Raw genomic sequence first — 17,650 nt, 5'->3', positions numbered from 1 at the left:
ATCTATGAAATGGAGATGCTTAATTTATATAGAAACCAGGGGTGACATACTATTTATGACAAAATGGTTTAACGTAGGGAAAATTGTAAATACTCATGGCGTAAGAGGAGAAATCCGTGTTATTTCTCGTACTGATTTTCCAGAAGAGCGATATAAAGTAGGAAACACGCTATACATATCGAATGAGAAAGACACAGACTACCTTCCGGTGAAGGTAAGTTCTCATCGCCAACATAAGACATTCGATTTATTAACATTTGAAGGATATAACAATGTAGATGAAGTAGAGAAGTTTAAAGGTTCTTTAATAAAAGTACCAGAAGAGCAGTTAGGCGAACTTGCTGAAGGTGAATACTACTATCACGAAATTATTGGTTGCAGCGTTGTAACGGAAGAAGGAGAAGCGCTAGGGACAATTAAAGAAATTCTCTCTCCTGGTGCAAATGATGTTTGGGTGATTAAACGTCCGAAGGGTCAAGATCTCTTAATTCCTTATATTGATGACGTTGTACTTCAAGTTAATATTGAAAATAAATTAGTAACCATTCATGTAATGGAAGGGTTGCTATAATGAAAATTGATATTTTAACGTTGTTCCCAGACATGTTTACCGGTGTATTTGGATCTTCTATATTAAAGAAGGCACAAGAAAAAGAAGCGGTAAACCTTCGTGTTGTTAACTTTCGTGATTATACAACAAGTAAGCATAATAGCGTAGACGATTATCCTTACGGCGGAGGAGCTGGTATGGTGCTTACTCCTCAGCCTATTTTTGATGCTGTAGAAGATTTGACGAAAGAGACAGAGCGTAAGCCAAGAGTTGTCTTAATGTGTCCGCAGGGCGAAAGATTTACGCAGAAGAAAGCGGAAGAGCTTGCAGAGGAAGAACATTTGATCTTTGTATGTGGGCATTATGAAGGGTATGACGAACGAATTCGTGAGCATCTCGTAACGGATGAGATTTCTATTGGTGACTATGTATTAACGGGCGGAGAATTAGCTTCTATGGTTATTACTGATAGTGTTGTACGTCTCTTGCCAGGCGTGCTAGGAAATCATGCTTCACAAGTAGAGGATTCGTTTAGTACAGGTTTATTAGAGCATCCTCATTATACACGTCCGGCTGATTTTCGTGGTATGAAGGTACCGGATGTATTAATGTCAGGGAATCATAAAAATATTGACGAATGGCGACATAAGGAATCTTTGCGCCGTACGTATACGCGTAGACCTGATTTGTTAGATGAAAGAGATCTATCTAAACAAGAGAAAAAATGGCTTGAGGAAATAAAGCGAGAGCAGTAATAACTTCATATATTTGCTATTGCAACAGGCCTAGTAATATGCTATTATAACATTTGTGCTACTGAAATCAGTAGCCGTATTAACGATGTTCCGCTGTAATTTATTAAGACTTTATAAGAGCATCTGTTTAAAGGAGAGAATTTAATATGCAACAATTAATCGCAGAAATTACAAAAGGCCAATTAAAAACTGACCTTCCTTCATTCCGTCCTGGTGACACTTTACGTGTACACGTAAAAGTTGTTGAGGGAACTCGTGAAAGAATTCAGCTTTTCGAAGGTGTTGTAATTAAACGTCGTGGTGGCGGAATCAGTGAAACATTCACAGTTCGTAAGATTTCTTACGGTGTAGGTGTTGAGCGTACATTCCCAGTTCACACGCCAAGAATCGCGAAAATCGAAGTACTTCGCCGTGGTAAAGTACGTCGTGCTAAGTTATACTACTTACGTAACCTTCGCGGTAAAAAAGCACGTATTAAAGAAATTCGATAAGACATGTATGGGAGCTTGTAAATGCACAAGCTCCCTTTTTCCAATCTATATGAAATTTTGGTATAATACGAACAGCTTACATAACCGTGGAGGGGAAATGCATGAAAAAAGAGAAGAGTTCACTTTGGGAATGGATTAAAGCAATTTTGATTGCTGTTGTATTAGCTGGTGTTATTAGACAGTTTTTCTTTGCGCCAATTCTCGTAGACGGGGTATCGATGGCACCTACTTTACATGATCGTGATCGAATGATTGTGAATAAAATTGGTTATCACATTGGAGATCCAAAACGCTTTGATATTATCGTATTTCGAGCAACAGAAGATAAAGATTACATTAAGCGCATTATAGGCCTGCCAGGCGATGAAATAGAGTATCGTAATGATAAACTGTATGTTAACGGAAAGGCTTATGAGGAGCCGTATTTAGACAAGCAGAAAAAGCAAATTGCTGACGGACCGCTTACATATGATTTTAATCTTGAAGAAATGACAGGCAAGAAAACCGTTCCAAAAGATCAATTATTTGTTTTAGGTGATAATCGTCGTTTTAGTAAAGATAGCCGTTCAATCGGTACGATTTCAATGGATCAAGTAATTGGTAAAGCTAATATGTTATATTGGCCGTTAGAAGACGCACGTATTGTGAAATAAATGAAAAAGAAGGTGGCAACATGGTAATTCAATGGTTTCCAGGGCATATGGCGAAGGCTAGACGCCAAGTAACGGAGAAATTAAAATTAATTGATGTTGTAATTGAACTTGTAGATGCTCGATTACCATTATCATCTCGAAACCCAATGATTGATGAAATCATTACACATAAGCCGAGGCTTGTTGTTTTAAATAAAGCGGATATGGCAGATGACCGTTTAACAAAACAATGGATCGCATATTTTAAAGAAAAAGGCCATATGGCAATTTCGATTAACGCGCAAGCTGGACAAGGTATGAAGGAAATTGCAGCAGCTTGTAAGGTGCTTGTTAAAGAAAAATTTGATAAAATGGTTGCAAAAGGTATTAGACCGAGAGCGATTCGTGCATTAATTGTAGGGATACCAAATGTTGGTAAATCTACATTAATTAATAAATTGGCAAAGAAAAATATTGCTAAAACAGGAGATCGTCCAGGTGTGACAACAGCTCAACAATGGATTAAAGTTGGGAAGGAAATGGAATTGTTAGATACGCCAGGTATTCTGTGGCCTAAATTTGAAGATCAATTAGTGGGTCTTCGCTTAGCGACAACGGGTGCAATTAAAGATTCAATTTTAAATTTACAAGATGTAGCTGTTTACGCATTACGTTTTATGGAGAAACATTATCCAGAACGCTTGAAAGAACGCTATAATTTAAATGAGATTCCAGAAGATATTGTGGAATTATTCGATGCAATTGGAAAAAATAGAGGCTGCTTAATGGGCGGCGGAATGATTGATTATGATAAGACATCTGAGCTTGTACTTCGTGAGCTTCGTGGTGGCAAACTTGGAAAAATGACGTTTGAAACACCGGAAGAGTTTGCAGAGCAAGTAGAAGATGTGGAAAAAATAGAAGAAGTATAAGACGTGCGTTTGTGCGTCTTTTCTTTTTGGATACGTTTAAAAAGGAGCTTGTATATATGCAAAAAATGACGATAAAAGAAGCAGAAAATGTATTGCAAGAAATTATGAATGAAGAAGAAGATCGTTTTCAACTGCTAATGAAAGATGAGCGAAAAGGAGTTCAAAAACTTATTTTGAAGTGGTATAAACAAAAAGAGTTAGAACAGAAAGAAAAAGAGAAGTTTTTTGAAATGTCCAAGTATGAAAATGCTTTGCGTGAAAAAGGGATCACATATATCGCAGGTATTGATGAAGTAGGGCGCGGGCCATTGGCTGGGCCTGTTGTGACGGCGGCTGTCGTTCTTCCTGAGGATTTTTATATTCCAGGGTTAAATGACTCGAAAAAGCTGAGTGAAGCGAAACGTGAGCGTTTTTATGATGAAATAAAAGTACAAGCAATTGCAATTGGAGTAGGGATTGTATCACCGCAAGTTATTGATGAAATTAATATTTACCAAGCAACGAAACAAGCGATGTTAGATGCTGTTACGAATTTATCTTGTACACCCCAACATTTATTAATTGATGCGATGAAGCTTCCTACACCAATTCCGCAAACTTCAATTATTAAAGGTGATGCGAAAAGTGTTTCGATTTCAGCTGCATCCATTATTGCAAAAGTGACGAGAGATCGTATGATGAAAGAACTGGGAGAGAAGCATCCTGAATACGGATTTGAGCAACATATGGGATATGGCACAAAGCAACATTTAGAGGCAATTGAAGTGCATGGAGTATTAGATGAACACCGAAAGTCATTCGCGCCAATTAAAGATATGATTCAAAAATAAGCTGTAAATATACAGCTTATTTTTTATTTTGGCATATAAACATTACTATTTCCGGAAAAGAATAAAGCGATTTCAGTTTTCTGACACTTTATTGTAGACAGCGTGCCAATCATCTTATACAATGGCAATGTAATGTTTTTTAAACATTAAAAAACTTTTCGAGTAAAACAGGAAAACAGGGGAGGATGGGACCATGAATATCCATGAGTACCAAGGTAAGGCAGTCCTTAGAAGCTATGGGGTTAGCGTTCCGAACGGGAAGGTTGCATTTACAGTAGAAGAAGCTGTAGAAGCAGCGAAAGAATTAGGAACAGATGTATGTGTAGTGAAAGCACAAATTCACGCTGGTGGACGCGGCAAAGCTGGCGGAGTAAAAGTTGCAAAAAATTTAGATGAAGTTCGTACATATGCAGAAAGCATTTTAGGAACTACACTTGTGACACATCAAACAGGTCCTGAAGGTAAGGAAGTAAAACGCTTACTTATCGAAGAAGGTTGCGATATTAAAAAAGAATATTATGTAGGTCTAGTTTTAGATCGTGCAACTTCTCAAGTTGTTTTAATGGCTTCTGAAGAAGGCGGAACAGAAATTGAAGAAGTAGCAGAAAAAACACCTGAAAAAATCTTTAAAGAATATATTGATCCGGCAGTAGGTTTACAAGGTTTCCAAGCGCGCCGAATTGCATTTAACATCAATATTCCAAAAGAGCTTGTAGGACAAGCTGTGAAGTTTATGATGGGCTTATACCGTGCGTTTATCGAAAAAGATTGCTCTATCGCTGAGATTAACCCACTTGTTACAACAGGTGAAGGTAAAGTTATGGCATTAGATGCAAAATTAAACTTTGATTCTAATGCGTTATATCGCCATAAAGACATTTTAGAGCTTCGTGATCTTGATGAAGAAGATGCAAAAGAAATTGAAGCTTCAAAATACGACTTAAACTACATTCCTTTAGATGGAAATATCGGTTGTATGGTTAATGGTGCAGGTTTAGCGATGGCTACAATGGATATCATTAAACATTACCACGGTGACCCAGCTAACTTCTTAGATGTTGGTGGCGGTGCAACTGCTGAAAAAGTTACAGAAGCATTCAAAATTATCCTTTCTGACAAAAATGTAAAAGGTATCTTTGTTAACATTTTTGGTGGCATTATGAAGTGTGATGTTATTGCAGAAGGTGTTATTGAAGCAACGAAACAGGTAGGTCTTGAGTTACCTTTAGTTGTACGTCTTGAAGGTACAAACGTAGAACTAGGTAAGAAAATTTTAAATGAGTCTGGCTTAAATATTGTTGCAGCAGAATCTATGGCAGACGGTGCACAAAAAATTGTTTCACTAGTGGGCTAATAGAAAGCGGGGGAGAAAAATGAGCGTATTAGTTAATAAAGATACAAAAGTTATTGTTCAAGGTATTACAGGTTCTCAAGGTTTATTCCATACAAAACAAATGATTGAATACGGTACGAAAATTGTCGGTGGTGTAACGCCAGGTAAAGGTGGCACTGATATTGAAGGTGTACCAGTATTTGATACTGTAGAAGATGCAGTGAAAGCAACAGGCGCAAACGCTTCAGTTGTATACGTTCCACCCGCTTTTGCGGCTGATGCAATTATGGAAGCAGTTGATGCAGAAATTGATTTAGTAGTATGTATTACTGAAGGAATTCCTGTATTAGATATGGTAAACGTAAAGAGGTATATGGCTGGTAAACATACACGTTTACTTGGACCAAACTGCCCAGGTGTTATCACGCCTGATGAATGTAAAATCGGTATTATGCCAGGATACATTCATAAAAAAGGTCATGTAGGTATCGTATCGCGCTCTGGTACATTAACGTATGAAGCTGTACATCAGTTAACACAAGAAGGTATTGGCCAATCTACTGCTGTAGGTATCGGCGGGGACCCTGTTAACGGTACAGACTTTATTGATGCGTTAAAAGCATTTAATGAAGATGAAGAAACACATGCTGTAATTATGATTGGTGAAATCGGTGGTACAGCAGAAGAAGAGGCAGCTGAGTGGGTAAAAGCTAATATGACAAAACCTGTTGTAGGCTTCATTGGTGGTCAAACAGCGCCTGCTGGCAAACGTATGGGCCATGCTGGTGCAATCATTTCTGGCGGTAAAGGAACTGCTGCTGAAAAGATTAAAACAATGGAAGCTTGTGGCATTAAAGTAGCTGAAACTCCAGCAGTTATGGGAGAAACGCTAATCTCTGTTTTAAAAGAAAAAGGTCTATTTGAGACTTGCAAAAACTATTAATCTGTTGAAAGACACCTTCTTGCTTGAGGGTGTCTTTTTACACTTTTTCTGTTTACATAATAAAAATTATGGGTAAGGAGAATTGAGATGAAAAGAGAGCGATTATTACATCTTCATTACTTGCTAGCAGATTATTGGAAAGCGATGGAGAGGCTACTATATGTCGATCCAGAATTAAAGAACATATATACTTTTAACGAAAAACAAATGGAACAATACACTGGAATATCCTCGAAAAAATCTTCAGAATTAGTGAAATTCCTTCAAAGTTCAAATCTTCCGCAATATATATCTTATTTAGAGAAAAATCGTATCTTTTATATAACGATATGGGATGAAATTTATCCGCAATTATTACGTGAAATACAAGACCCTCCCTTCGTTTTATATGGAAAAGGAGAGAAAGATTTTCTGAATAAAGTAAATAAATTGGCAGTTGTTGGAACGAGGCAGCCATCATTATATGGTCATGAGAGTTTGAAATTTATTTTGCACCCTTTATTAGAAAGAAAGTGGGTTATTGTCAGCGGGTTTGCAAAAGGGATAGATACAATGTCCCATGAGGTTACAGTAAGGCAGTATTGCCCGACTATTGCGATATTAGGACATGGATTATCTTTTATGTATCCGAAAGAAAATAGGCATTTATATGAAACGTGGAAGGAATATATATTGTTATTGACAGAGTATCCACCGCACTATGCACCGAAAAAGTGGTATTTTCCAAAAAGGAACCGGATTATTAGTGGCATAAGTAAAGGTGTTTTAGTTGTAGAAGCGAAATCGAGAAGTGGAACCCTTATTACTGCAGACCTTGCGTTAGAGCAAAATAGAGAGGTGTTTGCGCTCCCTGGACCTATATTTATAGAGGGGGCATCGGGAACGAATCATCTTATTCAACAAGGGGCAAAACTAGTAAGAAATGCAGAAGATATCTTTGAAGAGATTTTAAATTAACCTTATATTTTTATGTTTTTATTAAACAATTATTGACAAATGGTAGATTGGCGCTGTATGGTATATTCATTCTTGATTGACAAAAACAAGAGAAATCAATAAGATTAATGAAGACTTGAATCCACCTCTTAAGGAGGCACTAGCATGTCAGATTACCTCGTAATCGTGGAGTCGCCTTCTAAGGCGAAGACCATTGAGAAATATTTAGGGAAAAAATACAAAGTTGTCGCGTCTATGGGACATGTTCGCGATTTGCCAAAAAGTCAAATGGGGATAGAAGTAAAGAACAACTTCACCCCGAAGTATATTACCATTCGTGGTAAAGGTCCCGTCTTAAAAGATTTAAAATCAGCGGCGAAAAAAGCAAAGAAAGTTTATCTCGCGGCCGATCCAGACCGCGAAGGGGAAGCGATTGCTTGGCATTTAGCGAATACGTTAAATGTGGACGTTGAATCAGATTGTCGGGTTGTGTTTAATGAGATTACGAAAGATGCAATCAAAGAATCATTTAAACATCCTCGCGCAATTAATATGGATTTAGTAGATGCACAACAAGCAAGACGCATACTTGATCGTCTTGTTGGTTACAATATTAGTCCTTTATTATGGAAGAAAGTAAAAAAAGGATTAAGTGCAGGGCGTGTACAATCTGTAGCAGTTCGTTTAATCATCGAACGTGAAAAGGAAATTCAAAGCTTTGAACCTGAAGAATTCTGGACAATTAAAACAGAATTTGTAAAAGGAAAAGACACATTTGAAGCAAGTTTTTACGGTGTAGATGGTGAAAAAGTTCAATTAACGAATGAAACACAAGTGAATGAAATAATTGAACAGATGAAAGACAATGCGTTTTCAGTTGAAAATGTAACGCGCAAAGAGCGAAAACGTAATCCTGCATTACCGTTTACAACATCTTCCTTGCAACAAGAAGCAGCACGTAAGTTAAATATGCGAGCAAAGAAAACGATGATGCTTGCACAGCAATTGTATGAAGGGATAGATCTTGGAAAACAAGGAACTGTAGGTCTTATTACGTATATGAGAACTGATTCAACACGTATCTCAGAAACAGCTCAAACAGAGGCTCGTACTTACATCACTGAAGCGTATGGTACGGAATACATAGGAACAGAAAAGAAGAAAGAAACGAAAAAGTCAAATGCACAAGATGCGCATGAAGCAATTCGTCCTACTTCGGTAATGAGAAAGCCAGAGGAACTAAAAAGTTTCTTAAGTCGTGATCAACTTCGATTATATAAATTGATTTGGGAGCGATTTGTTGCAAGTCAAATGGCGTCTGCTATAATGGATACTGTGACAGCGAGACTCATTAATAATAATGTTCAGTTCCGTGCAAGTGGATCGGTTGTAAAGTTCCCAGGATTTATGAAAGTGTATGTAGAGTCAAAAGATGATGGTGCGGAAGAGAAGGATAAGATGTTGCCACCGTTAGAAGTGGGAGAAACGGTATTTTCAAAAGATATAGAGCCGAAACAACACTATACTCAACCACCGCCGCGTTATACAGAGGCTCGTTTAGTAAGAACGCTTGAAGAACTTGGAATTGGAAGACCGTCGACTTATGTACCTACACTTGAAACGATTCAAAAGCGTGGGTATGTAAGCTTAGATAATAAACGCTTCGTTCCGACTGAACTTGGTGAAATAGTAATTGAACTTATTTTAGAATTTTTCCCGGAAATTATTAACATTGAATTTACTGCCAATATGGAGCAAAGCCTTGATGAAGTGGAAGAAGGAAATGCCAATTGGGTGAAAATTGTTGATGATTTCTACGTAGGATTTGAACCGCGCTTAGAAAAAGCGGAAAAAGAAATGCGTGAAGTGGAAATTAAAGATGAGCCAGCTGGGGAAGACTGTGAATTATGCGGACATCCAATGGTCTTTAAAATGGGTAAATACGGGAAGTTTATGGCTTGTTCGAATTTCCCTGATTGTCGTAATACAAAACCGATTGTGAAAGAAATCGGTGTAACTTGTCCGAAATGTGAAGAAGGGCAAATTATTGAGCGTCGTAGTAACAAAAAGAAACGTCTTTTCTATGGATGTGGTACGTATCCAGAATGTGACTTTGTATCTTGGGATAAGCCGATTGGTCGTAAATGTCCGAAGTGTGAAGGCATGCTTGTAGAGAAGAAGTTGAAAAAAGGCGTGCAAGTACAATGTATTTCGTGCGATTATGAAGAAGAACAACAAATGTGAGCGTAACTGCTCACATTTTTTTCGGGAAGAAAAGGAAAGGTGATATATATGACAACACAAGTAGTAAACGTCATTGGCGCAGGTCTTGCAGGAAGTGAAGCAGCTTACCAAATTGCAAAACGTGGTGTCCAAGTAAAATTATATGAAATGAGACCAGTAAGGCAAACGCCAGCTCATCATACAGATAAATTTGCTGAATTAGTGTGCAGTAACTCATTACGTGCAAACACATTAACAAATGCTGTTGGAGTTATTAAAGAAGAAATGCGTTTGATGGATTCTGTCATTATTCGTGCAGCTGATGAGTGCTCTGTACCAGCTGGAGGAGCTTTAGCGGTTGACCGTCATGAATTCGCAGCTAAAGTGACTGAATACGTAAAGAATCATCCGAATGTAACTGTAGTGAATGAAGAGCTTACTGAAATTCCAGAAGGACCAACAATTATTGCAACAGGTCCACTTACATCTCCTGATCTTGCTGCGCAATTAAAAGAACTAACAGGTGAAGATTATTTCTATTTCTACGATGCAGCAGCGCCAATCGTTGAAAAAGACAGCATTGATATGAACAAAGTATATTTAAAGTCTCGCTATGATAAAGGGGAAGCGGCATATTTAAACTGTCCGATGACAGAAGAAGAATTTGATCGTTTTTATGAGGCTTTAATTGCCGCTGAGACAGTGCCTTTAAAAGAGTTTGAAAAAGAAATTTTCTTTGAGGGTTGTATGCCGGTAGAAGTTATGGCAAGTAGAGGGAGACAGACGCTAGTATTTGGACCTATGAAACCTGTTGGATTAGAAGATCCAAAAACAGGGAAAACGCCATATGCTGTTGTTCAGTTACGTCAAGATGATGCAGCGGGAACTTTATACAATATCGTAGGTTTCCAAACGCATTTAAAGTGGGGACCACAAAAAGAAGTGCTACAGTTAATTCCGGGATTGGAAAATGCAGAGATTGTACGTTATGGTGTAATGCATCGTAATACGTTTATTAATTCACCTAATTTGCTTCGTCCAACATATCAATATAAACAACGTGATGATTTATTCTTCGCTGGTCAAATGACTGGAGTAGAGGGATATGTTGAATCAGCAGCATCAGGATTATTAGCAGGAATTAATGCTGCACGTCTTGTGCAAGGTGAAGAGCCGATTGTATTACCGCCAGTAACTGCAATGGGTAGCATGGCAAATTACATTACGGCAACGAATGCTAAAAACTTCCAACCGATGAATGCGAACTTCGGTCTATTTGCACCGTTAGAGAAGAAACTCAAAAAGAAAGCAGAACGAAATGAAGCATACGCAGCACGTGCTTTAGAAACGATTCAAAATTTTGTAAATATTTAGTTAAATTTCTTGCAAAGGCTACTAAGTTGTGATACGATTTAGTAGCCTTTATTGAGGTGAATTGTGTGAATGTGAAGAAATTGTTACAATTATTCGTTGGATATTTACAAATTGAAAGAAATTATTCAAAATATACAATTGCAAGTTATCAAAATGATTTAGAACATTTTGTGCAATTTATGGAGCGAGAAAGCATATCCTCTTTTTTAGACGTTACATACGCGGATGTTCGTTTGTACTTAACGACGTTGCACGATGAAAAGTTAGCCCGTAAATCTGTCGCAAGAAAAGTATCAAGCTTACGAAGTTTATATCGTTTTTTGATGCGTGAAGGTTATCGGAAGGATAATCCGTTTGCACTTGCGTCACTCCCCAAAAAAGAATTGTCAATCCCAAAGTTTTTATATGCTGAAGAGTTAGAAGAATTATTCGAAGTTTCTGACACGGGAACGCCACTCGGTCAAAGGAATCAAGCTTTATTAGAGTTGATGTATGCGACTGGGATCCGTGTGAGTGAATGTGTCAATTTACAACTTACCGATATTGACTTTGCGGTGGGAACAATTTTAGTAATGGGAAAAGGAAAAAAACAAAGATATATTCCGTTCGGAAGCTATGCACAAGATTCTTTAATTACCTATATAGAAAATGGGAGAAAACAGTTAGTTAATAAGACTGAAGAAGACTCTCATATGGTATTTTTAAATGCGAAAGGTACGCCGCTAACAAGTCGTGGAGTTCGTTATGTTTTAAACGAACTCATTAAAAAGGCTTCACTGACAATGCGGATAAGTCCCCATATGTTAAGGCATACATTTGCTACACATATGTTAGATGAAGGGGCGGATTTACGTACTGTACAGGAGCTATTAGGCCATGAGAATTTGTCGACGACACAAATTTATACGCATGTCTCTAAAGAAAGATTGCGTTCTGTTTACATGAAGCATCACCCGCGGGCATAAATTGCTTTAAAAGCTATAAAAACAAATAAAGGAGTTTTTTCTATGGGGAATTTCCACGCTACAACGATATTTGCAGTTCATCATAATGGAGAATGTGCAATGGCTGGAGATGGCCAGGTGACAATGGGAAATGCTGTTGTAATGAAACATACAGCTCGTAAAGTTCGCAGGCTTTTCCAAGGTAAAGTTTTAGCTGGTTTTGCAGGTTCAGTTGCTGATGCATTTACTCTTTTTGAAATGTTTGAAGGAAAATTAGAAGAGTATAATGGCAACTTGCAGCGTGCTGCTGTTGAAATGGCAAAACAATGGCGTGGCGATAAAATGTTACGTCAGCTAGAAGCGATGCTCATTGTCATGGATAAAACAACTATGCTCCTTGTTTCAGGTACAGGAGAAGTGATTGAACCGGATGATGGTATTTTAGCAATTGGATCTGGTGGGAATTATGCACTTTCTGCAGGTCGTGCTTTAAAGCAATATGCAAGTGAACACTTAACAGCGAAACAAATTGCGAAAGCGAGTTTAGAGATTGCTGGCGATATTTGTGTTTACACGAATCACAACATAATTGTTGAAGAATTGTAGAATCGTAAGGGAGGCATTTTATATGCATTTACATTTTACTCCGCGCCAAATTGTGGAAAAATTAGATCAATACATCATCGGCCAAAAAGACGCAAAGAAAGCGGTTGCTGTAGCGTTGAGAAATCGATACCGTCGCAGTAAATTGGCTGAAAATTTACGTGATGAAATAGCACCTAAGAACATTTTGATGATTGGACCGACAGGTGTTGGGAAAACAGAGGTAGCACGACGAATGGCGAAACTCGTTGGAGCACCTTTTATTAAGGTTGAGGCTACAAAATTCACAGAAGTTGGATATGTGGGTAGAGATGTAGAGTCGATGGTACGTGACCTCGTGGAAACATCTGTTCGCATTGTGAAAGAAGAAATGGTAGTGAAAGTTCAAGATAAAGCAGAAGAGCAAGCGAATCAACGTCTTGTTGAAATTTTAGTACCGAGTCCGGAGAAGCAATCTGGATTTAAAAATCCATTAGAGATGCTTTTTGGTGGTGCTCAAAATTCGAGTCAAACGTCTGATACACAAGAAGATGGTGAAATCGAAAAGAAACGTCAAGATGTGGAGAGAAAGCTTGCTGCAGGGCTTCTTGAAGACGAAATTGTATCGATTGAAGTGACTGAGCAACAGTCTTCTATGTTTGATATGTTACAAGGAACTGGCATGGAGCAAATGGGAATGAATTTCCAAGATGCATTAGGAAGTTTTATGCCGAAAAAAACGAAAAAACGTAAACTTTCTGTAAAAGAAGCAAGAAAACTCTTGACAAATGAAGAGGCACAGCGCTTAATTGATATGGATGAAGTTACACAAGAGGCTGTTTATCGTGCTGAACAGCTCGGGATTATTTTTATCGATGAAATTGACAAAATTGCTGGTAAGCAGTCGAATAGCGTAGATGTATCACGTGAAGGTGTGCAACGTGACATTTTGCCAATTGTAGAAGGGTCGAATGTTGCGACAAAATACGGATCAGTAAAAACGGATTATATTTTATTCGTTGCAGCTGGAGCGTTCCATATGTCTAAACCGTCGGATTTAATTCCGGAATTGCAAGGGAGATTTCCGATTCGAGTAGAGTTAACAAAATTATCAACAGATGATTTTGTTAAAATATTAATCGAGCCTGACAATGCGTTAATCAAACAATATATGGCATTATTAGCGACTGAAGGTATAGAAATTGAATTTTCAGACGAAGCTATTCGTAAGATTGCTGAGATTGCTTATCAAGTTAATCAGGATACAGATAATATTGGAGCAAGAAGACTTCATACGATTATGGAGAAGCTCCTTGAAGATTTATCGTTTGAAGCATCTGAAATTACGTTAGAAAAAATAACGATAACACCTCAATACGTTGAGGAGAAATTAGCAACAATTGCTAAAAATAAAGATGTGAGCCAGTTTATTTTGTAATAGTGTCATCAGGTGACTCGCCCTAGTTTCCAAGTGATGAAAAAATATGTAAGTAACATGTAGGAGGAACTTTTGAAATGGAATTATTAGCAAAAACGAGAAAATTAAATGCGTTATTACAGAGCGCTGCAGGGAAGCCTGTAAACTTTAGAGAAATGTCTGACACAATGTGTGAAGTAATTGAAGCAAACGTGTTCGTTGTAAGTCGTCGTGGTAAATTACTAGGTTATGCAATTCACCAACAAATCGAAAATGAGCGTATGAAACAAATGCTTGCAGAGCGTCAGTTCCCGGAAGAATATACACAAAGCTTATTCAACATTACAGAAACATCTTCAAATTTAGATGTGAACAGTGCTTATACAGCATTCCCGGTAGAAAACAGAGAATTATTTGGTCAAGGTTTAACTACAATCGTACCAATCGTTGGTGGCGGTGAGCGTCTAGGTACATTAGTATTAGCTCGTCTTGGTCAAGAGTTCTTAGATGATGATTTAATCCTTGCTGAGTACAGCTCAACTGTTGTAGGTATGGAAATCTTACGTGAAAAAGCAGAAGAAATCGAAGAGGAAGCACGTAGTAAAGCTGTTGTTCAAATGGCGATCAGCTCATTATCTTACAGTGAGTTAGAAGCAATTGAGCACATCTTCGAAGAATTAAATGGAACAGAAGGTTTACTTGTTGCAAGTAAAATCGCTGATCGTGTAGGAATTACTCGTTCTGTAATCGTAAATGCACTACGTAAATTAGAAAGTGCTGGTGTTATTGAGTCTCGCTCTTTAGGTATGAAAGGAACATACATTAAAGTGTTAAACGACAAGTTTCTACAGGAACTTGCTAAATTAAAAACAAACTAATTTATAAAAAACTCTCCTCGATCGAGGAGAGTTTTTTTGTGCAATGGATTGATGGCGCTTGTGAAAAGTGCCATAAGCGTGGTTTCTGGGAAAACTATTAATTGTGTTTTACTTTTTTGCTTAAAAGAAATGAAGGTTGGTAATACTAGAATTCGAGTATGAACAAAGAAAGTTTTACATTGTTCGCATTTTCGACTTGATTGTAATATTTCAGTATGATATAGTAAGCAGTGGTGTCAGTACAAAGTACACACGTTTACTGATTTAAGTGTTGGTGCTACGTTTGTAGTTTCGCTTAGAGATGAAGTAAACGGAGGATATCAAAAACCATTTAGGAGGAACTATATTATGTCAGTAATTTCTATGAAGCAATTGCTTGAAGCTGGTGTTCATTTCGGACATCAAACTCGTCGTTGGAACCCAAAAATGAAGCGTTACATTTTCACAGAGCGTAACGGTATCTACATCATCGACTTACAAAAAACTGTGAAAAAAGTTGAGGAAGCTTACAGAACGATGCGTGACATCGCTGCTGAAGGTGGAGACATCTTATTCGTAGGTACTAAAAAACAAGCACAAGAAGCTATTAAAGAAGAAGCAACTCGTGCTGGTATGTACTTCGTTAACCAACGTTGGTTAGGTGGAACTTTAACAAACTTCCAAACAATCCAAAAGCGTATCAAGCGTCTTAAAGACATCGAAAGAATGCAAGAAGATGGTACTTTCGAAGTACTTCCTAAGAAAGAAGTTGTTCAACTTAAAAAAGAGTTAGAGCGTCTTGAGAAATTCTTAGGCGGTATTAAAGATATGAAAGGTCTTCCAAGTGCATTATTCGTAGTAGACCCTCGTAAAGAGCGTATTGCAGTTGCTGAAGCGCGCAAATTACACATTCCAATCATCGGTATCGTTGATACAAACTGTGATCCGGACGAAATCGATCACGTTATCCCAGCAAACGATGATGCAATTCGTGCTGTAAAACTTCTTACATCTAAAATGGCAGACGCGATCCTTGAAGCAAAACAAGGTGAAGAAACTGTTACTGCGTAACAAAGTTGGAAAGGTGATAAGGGGTTCGGCCTTTTATCACCTTTTTTAAGGTATAAACACCTTTATAAAAGGTATAAATACATATTTTAGGAGGATGAAAAATATGGCAATCACTGCTCAAATGGTAAAAGAATTACGTGGAAAAACTGGCGCAGGTATGATGGACTGCAAAAAAGCTTTAACAGAAACTAACGGCGACATGGAGAAGGCAATTGACTTCTTACGCGAAAAAGGTATTGCGAAAGCTGCTAAAAAAGCAGACCGCATTGCTGCTGAAGGTTTAACTTTCATCGAAACAAACGGTAACGACGCTTTAATCTTAGAATTAAACTCTGAAACTGATTTCGTTGCGAAAAACGAAGGTTTCCAAACACTAATTAAAGAATTAGCTGCTCACTTATTAACTAACAAACCAGCTAACGTTGAAGAAGCTATGGCTCAAACAATGGAAAACGGTAAAAACGTTGAAGAGCACATCAACGAAGCAATCGCTAAAATTGGTGAAAAACTTACACTTCGTCGTTTCGAAATCGTATCAAAAACTGATGCAGATGCATTCGGCGCTTACCTACACATGGGTGGACGCATTGGTGTATTAACAGTTCTTGAAGGTTCTACTGATGAAGCTGCTGCTAAAGATGTTGCAATGCACATCGCTGCAGTTAACCCTAAATACATCGACCGCGATGCTGTAACAGCTGAAGAAGTTGAGCATGAGCGTCAAGTATTAACACAACAAGCATTAAACGAAGGCAAGCCTGAAAAAATCGTTGCAAAAATGGTTGAAGGCCGTCTAGGCAAATTCTTCGAAGAGATTTGCTTACTTGACCAAGCATTCGTTAAAAACCCTGATATGAAAGTTCGTCAGTTCGTTGAGTCTAAAGGCGGAACATTAAAAGGATTCGTTCGCTACGCTGTTGGTGAAGGTATCGAAAAACGCGAAGACAACTTTGCTGAAGAAGTAATGAACCAAGTAAAAGGTAGTAACTAATACAGATTAGGGAACACATTGTGTTCCCTTTTTTAAAATAAAGATGTAAGCAATTGGAGGTTCATTATGAGTAAACCGAAATATAATCGTGTCGTTTTAAAGCTAAGTGGAGAAGCTTTAGCTGGAGAGCAAGGATTTGGAATTAATCCAACTGTTATTAAGTCAGTTGCAGAACAAGTGAAAGAAATTGCAGAACTTGATGTAGAGGTTGCTGTTGTTGTTGGTGGCGGTAACATTTGGCGTGGGAAAATTGGAAGTGAAATGGGCATGGATCGTGCAGGAGCAGATTACATGGGCATGTTAGCTACAGTTATGAATTCATTAGCTCTTCAAGATAGCTTGGAGAATATTGGAATCCAAACTCGTGTACAAACTTCAATTGAGATGCGTCAAGTGGCAGAGCCTTACATTCGCCGTAAAGCAGTTCGTCACTTAGAGAAAAAACGTGTTGTTATCTTTGCAGCAGGTACAGGTAATCCATACTTCTCAACAGATACAACAGCAGCATTACGTGCAGCGGAAATCGAAGCAGACGTTATTTTAATGGCGAAAAATAATGTGGATGGCGTATATAGCGCAGATCCATCTATTGACCCAACAGCTACGAAATACGAAACGCTTACTTACTTAGATGTATTAAAAGAAGGTTTAGGTGTAATGGATTCTACAGCTTCTTCTCTATGTATGGATAATGATATTCCATTAATTGTATTCTCAGTTATGGAAAAAGGTAATATTAAACGTGCCGTTTTAGGCGAAAATATTGGAACAGTTGTAAGGGGGAAATAA

General features: G+C 37.9%; 18 protein-coding genes. All 18 read left to right on the top strand.

Going from position 1 to position 17,650, the window contains the following annotated elements; all coding sequences use genetic code 11:
* Positions 1-55: 55 nt before the first annotated feature.
* Complete coding sequence (gene rimM / locus RT27_RS24525) at positions 56-571, top strand: ribosome maturation factor RimM (RefSeq protein WP_043937871.1); 516 nt, start codon at positions 56-58, stop codon at positions 569-571.
* On the top strand, positions 571-1,305 hold the full coding sequence (trmD, locus tag RT27_RS24520) for a tRNA (guanosine(37)-N1)-methyltransferase TrmD (RefSeq protein ID WP_016080524.1): 735 nt from the start codon (positions 571-573) through the stop codon (positions 1,303-1,305). The genes rimM and trmD overlap by 1 nt, the downstream gene beginning before the upstream one ends.
* Positions 1,306-1,451: 146 nt before the next feature.
* On the top strand, positions 1,452-1,796 hold the full coding sequence (rplS, locus tag RT27_RS24515) for a 50S ribosomal protein L19 (RefSeq protein WP_001186516.1): 345 nt from the start codon (positions 1,452-1,454) through the stop codon (positions 1,794-1,796).
* Between the two features lie 101 nt (positions 1,797-1,897).
* Positions 1,898-2,449: a signal peptidase I gene (lepB, locus tag RT27_RS24510; protein ID WP_000711853.1), complete on the top strand. Its 552-nt coding sequence runs from the start codon at positions 1,898-1,900 to the stop codon at positions 2,447-2,449.
* 20 nt (positions 2,450-2,469) lie between these two features.
* The gene (gene ylqF / locus RT27_RS24505) at positions 2,470-3,360 is read left to right on the top strand and encodes a ribosome biogenesis GTPase YlqF (protein WP_000236702.1); all 891 of its coding nucleotides are present in this window, start codon (positions 2,470-2,472) and stop codon (positions 3,358-3,360) included.
* A gap of 56 nt (positions 3,361-3,416) precedes the next feature.
* Positions 3,417-4,190 carry a ribonuclease HII gene (locus RT27_RS24500; protein WP_043937869.1) on the top strand — a complete coding sequence of 258 codons (774 nt, stop codon included), beginning with the start codon at positions 3,417-3,419 and terminating at the stop codon, positions 4,188-4,190.
* A gap of 193 nt (positions 4,191-4,383) precedes the next feature.
* Positions 4,384-5,544, top strand: a complete 1,161-nt coding sequence (gene sucC, locus RT27_RS24495) for an ADP-forming succinate--CoA ligase subunit beta (protein WP_001020790.1) — start codon at positions 4,384-4,386, stop codon at positions 5,542-5,544.
* A 19-nt stretch (positions 5,545-5,563) separates the two neighbouring features.
* The gene (sucD, locus tag RT27_RS24490) at positions 5,564-6,466 is read left to right on the top strand and encodes a succinate--CoA ligase subunit alpha (protein WP_000115178.1); all 903 of its coding nucleotides are present in this window, start codon (positions 5,564-5,566) and stop codon (positions 6,464-6,466) included.
* Between the two features lie 87 nt (positions 6,467-6,553).
* Positions 6,554-7,423, top strand: a complete 870-nt coding sequence (gene dprA / locus RT27_RS24485; RefSeq protein WP_016080526.1) for a DNA-processing protein DprA — start codon at positions 6,554-6,556, stop codon at positions 7,421-7,423.
* A 144-nt stretch (positions 7,424-7,567) separates the two neighbouring features.
* Positions 7,568-9,646, top strand: a complete 2,079-nt coding sequence (topA, locus tag RT27_RS24480; protein ID WP_016080527.1) for a type I DNA topoisomerase — start codon at positions 7,568-7,570, stop codon at positions 9,644-9,646.
* Between the two features lie 48 nt (positions 9,647-9,694).
* A complete protein-coding gene (trmFO, locus tag RT27_RS24475) occupies positions 9,695-10,999 on the top strand; it encodes an FADH(2)-oxidizing methylenetetrahydrofolate--tRNA-(uracil(54)-C(5))-methyltransferase TrmFO (RefSeq protein WP_016080528.1) in 1,305 nt (434 codons plus the stop codon).
* Positions 11,000-11,064: 65 nt separating this feature from the next.
* Positions 11,065-11,964, top strand: a complete 900-nt coding sequence (gene xerC, locus RT27_RS24470) for a tyrosine recombinase XerC (protein ID WP_016080529.1) — start codon at positions 11,065-11,067, stop codon at positions 11,962-11,964.
* A gap of 42 nt (positions 11,965-12,006) precedes the next feature.
* Positions 12,007-12,549 carry an ATP-dependent protease proteolytic subunit HslV gene (gene hslV, locus RT27_RS24465; RefSeq protein ID WP_000526274.1) on the top strand — a complete coding sequence of 181 codons (543 nt, stop codon included), beginning with the start codon at positions 12,007-12,009 and terminating at the stop codon, positions 12,547-12,549.
* A 22-nt stretch (positions 12,550-12,571) separates the two neighbouring features.
* Positions 12,572-13,963 (top strand): ATP-dependent protease ATPase subunit HslU, encoded by a 1,392-nt coding sequence (hslU, locus tag RT27_RS24460; protein ID WP_000550084.1) that lies wholly within the window; start codon positions 12,572-12,574, stop codon positions 13,961-13,963.
* A gap of 77 nt (positions 13,964-14,040) precedes the next feature.
* Positions 14,041-14,820, top strand: a complete 780-nt coding sequence (codY, locus tag RT27_RS24455) for a GTP-sensing pleiotropic transcriptional regulator CodY (protein ID WP_000421290.1) — start codon at positions 14,041-14,043, stop codon at positions 14,818-14,820.
* 348 nt (positions 14,821-15,168) lie between these two features.
* Positions 15,169-15,870 carry a 30S ribosomal protein S2 gene (rpsB, locus tag RT27_RS24450; protein ID WP_000111485.1) on the top strand — a complete coding sequence of 234 codons (702 nt, stop codon included), beginning with the start codon at positions 15,169-15,171 and terminating at the stop codon, positions 15,868-15,870.
* 103 nt (positions 15,871-15,973) lie between these two features.
* Positions 15,974-16,861: a translation elongation factor Ts gene (tsf, locus tag RT27_RS24445; protein WP_043937867.1), complete on the top strand. Its 888-nt coding sequence runs from the start codon at positions 15,974-15,976 to the stop codon at positions 16,859-16,861.
* Between the two features lie 66 nt (positions 16,862-16,927).
* Positions 16,928-17,650 (top strand): UMP kinase, encoded by a 723-nt coding sequence (gene pyrH, locus RT27_RS24440; protein WP_000042669.1) that lies wholly within the window; start codon positions 16,928-16,930, stop codon positions 17,648-17,650.

This window comes from Bacillus sp. L_1B0_5 (assembly GCF_000836715.1).
Taxonomy (GTDB): domain Bacteria; phylum Bacillota; class Bacilli; order Bacillales; family Bacillaceae_G; genus Bacillus_A; species Bacillus_A thuringiensis_S.
The sequence above is the reverse complement of the archived record's forward strand: the minus strand, read 5'-3'. Positions and strand labels throughout refer to the sequence as shown.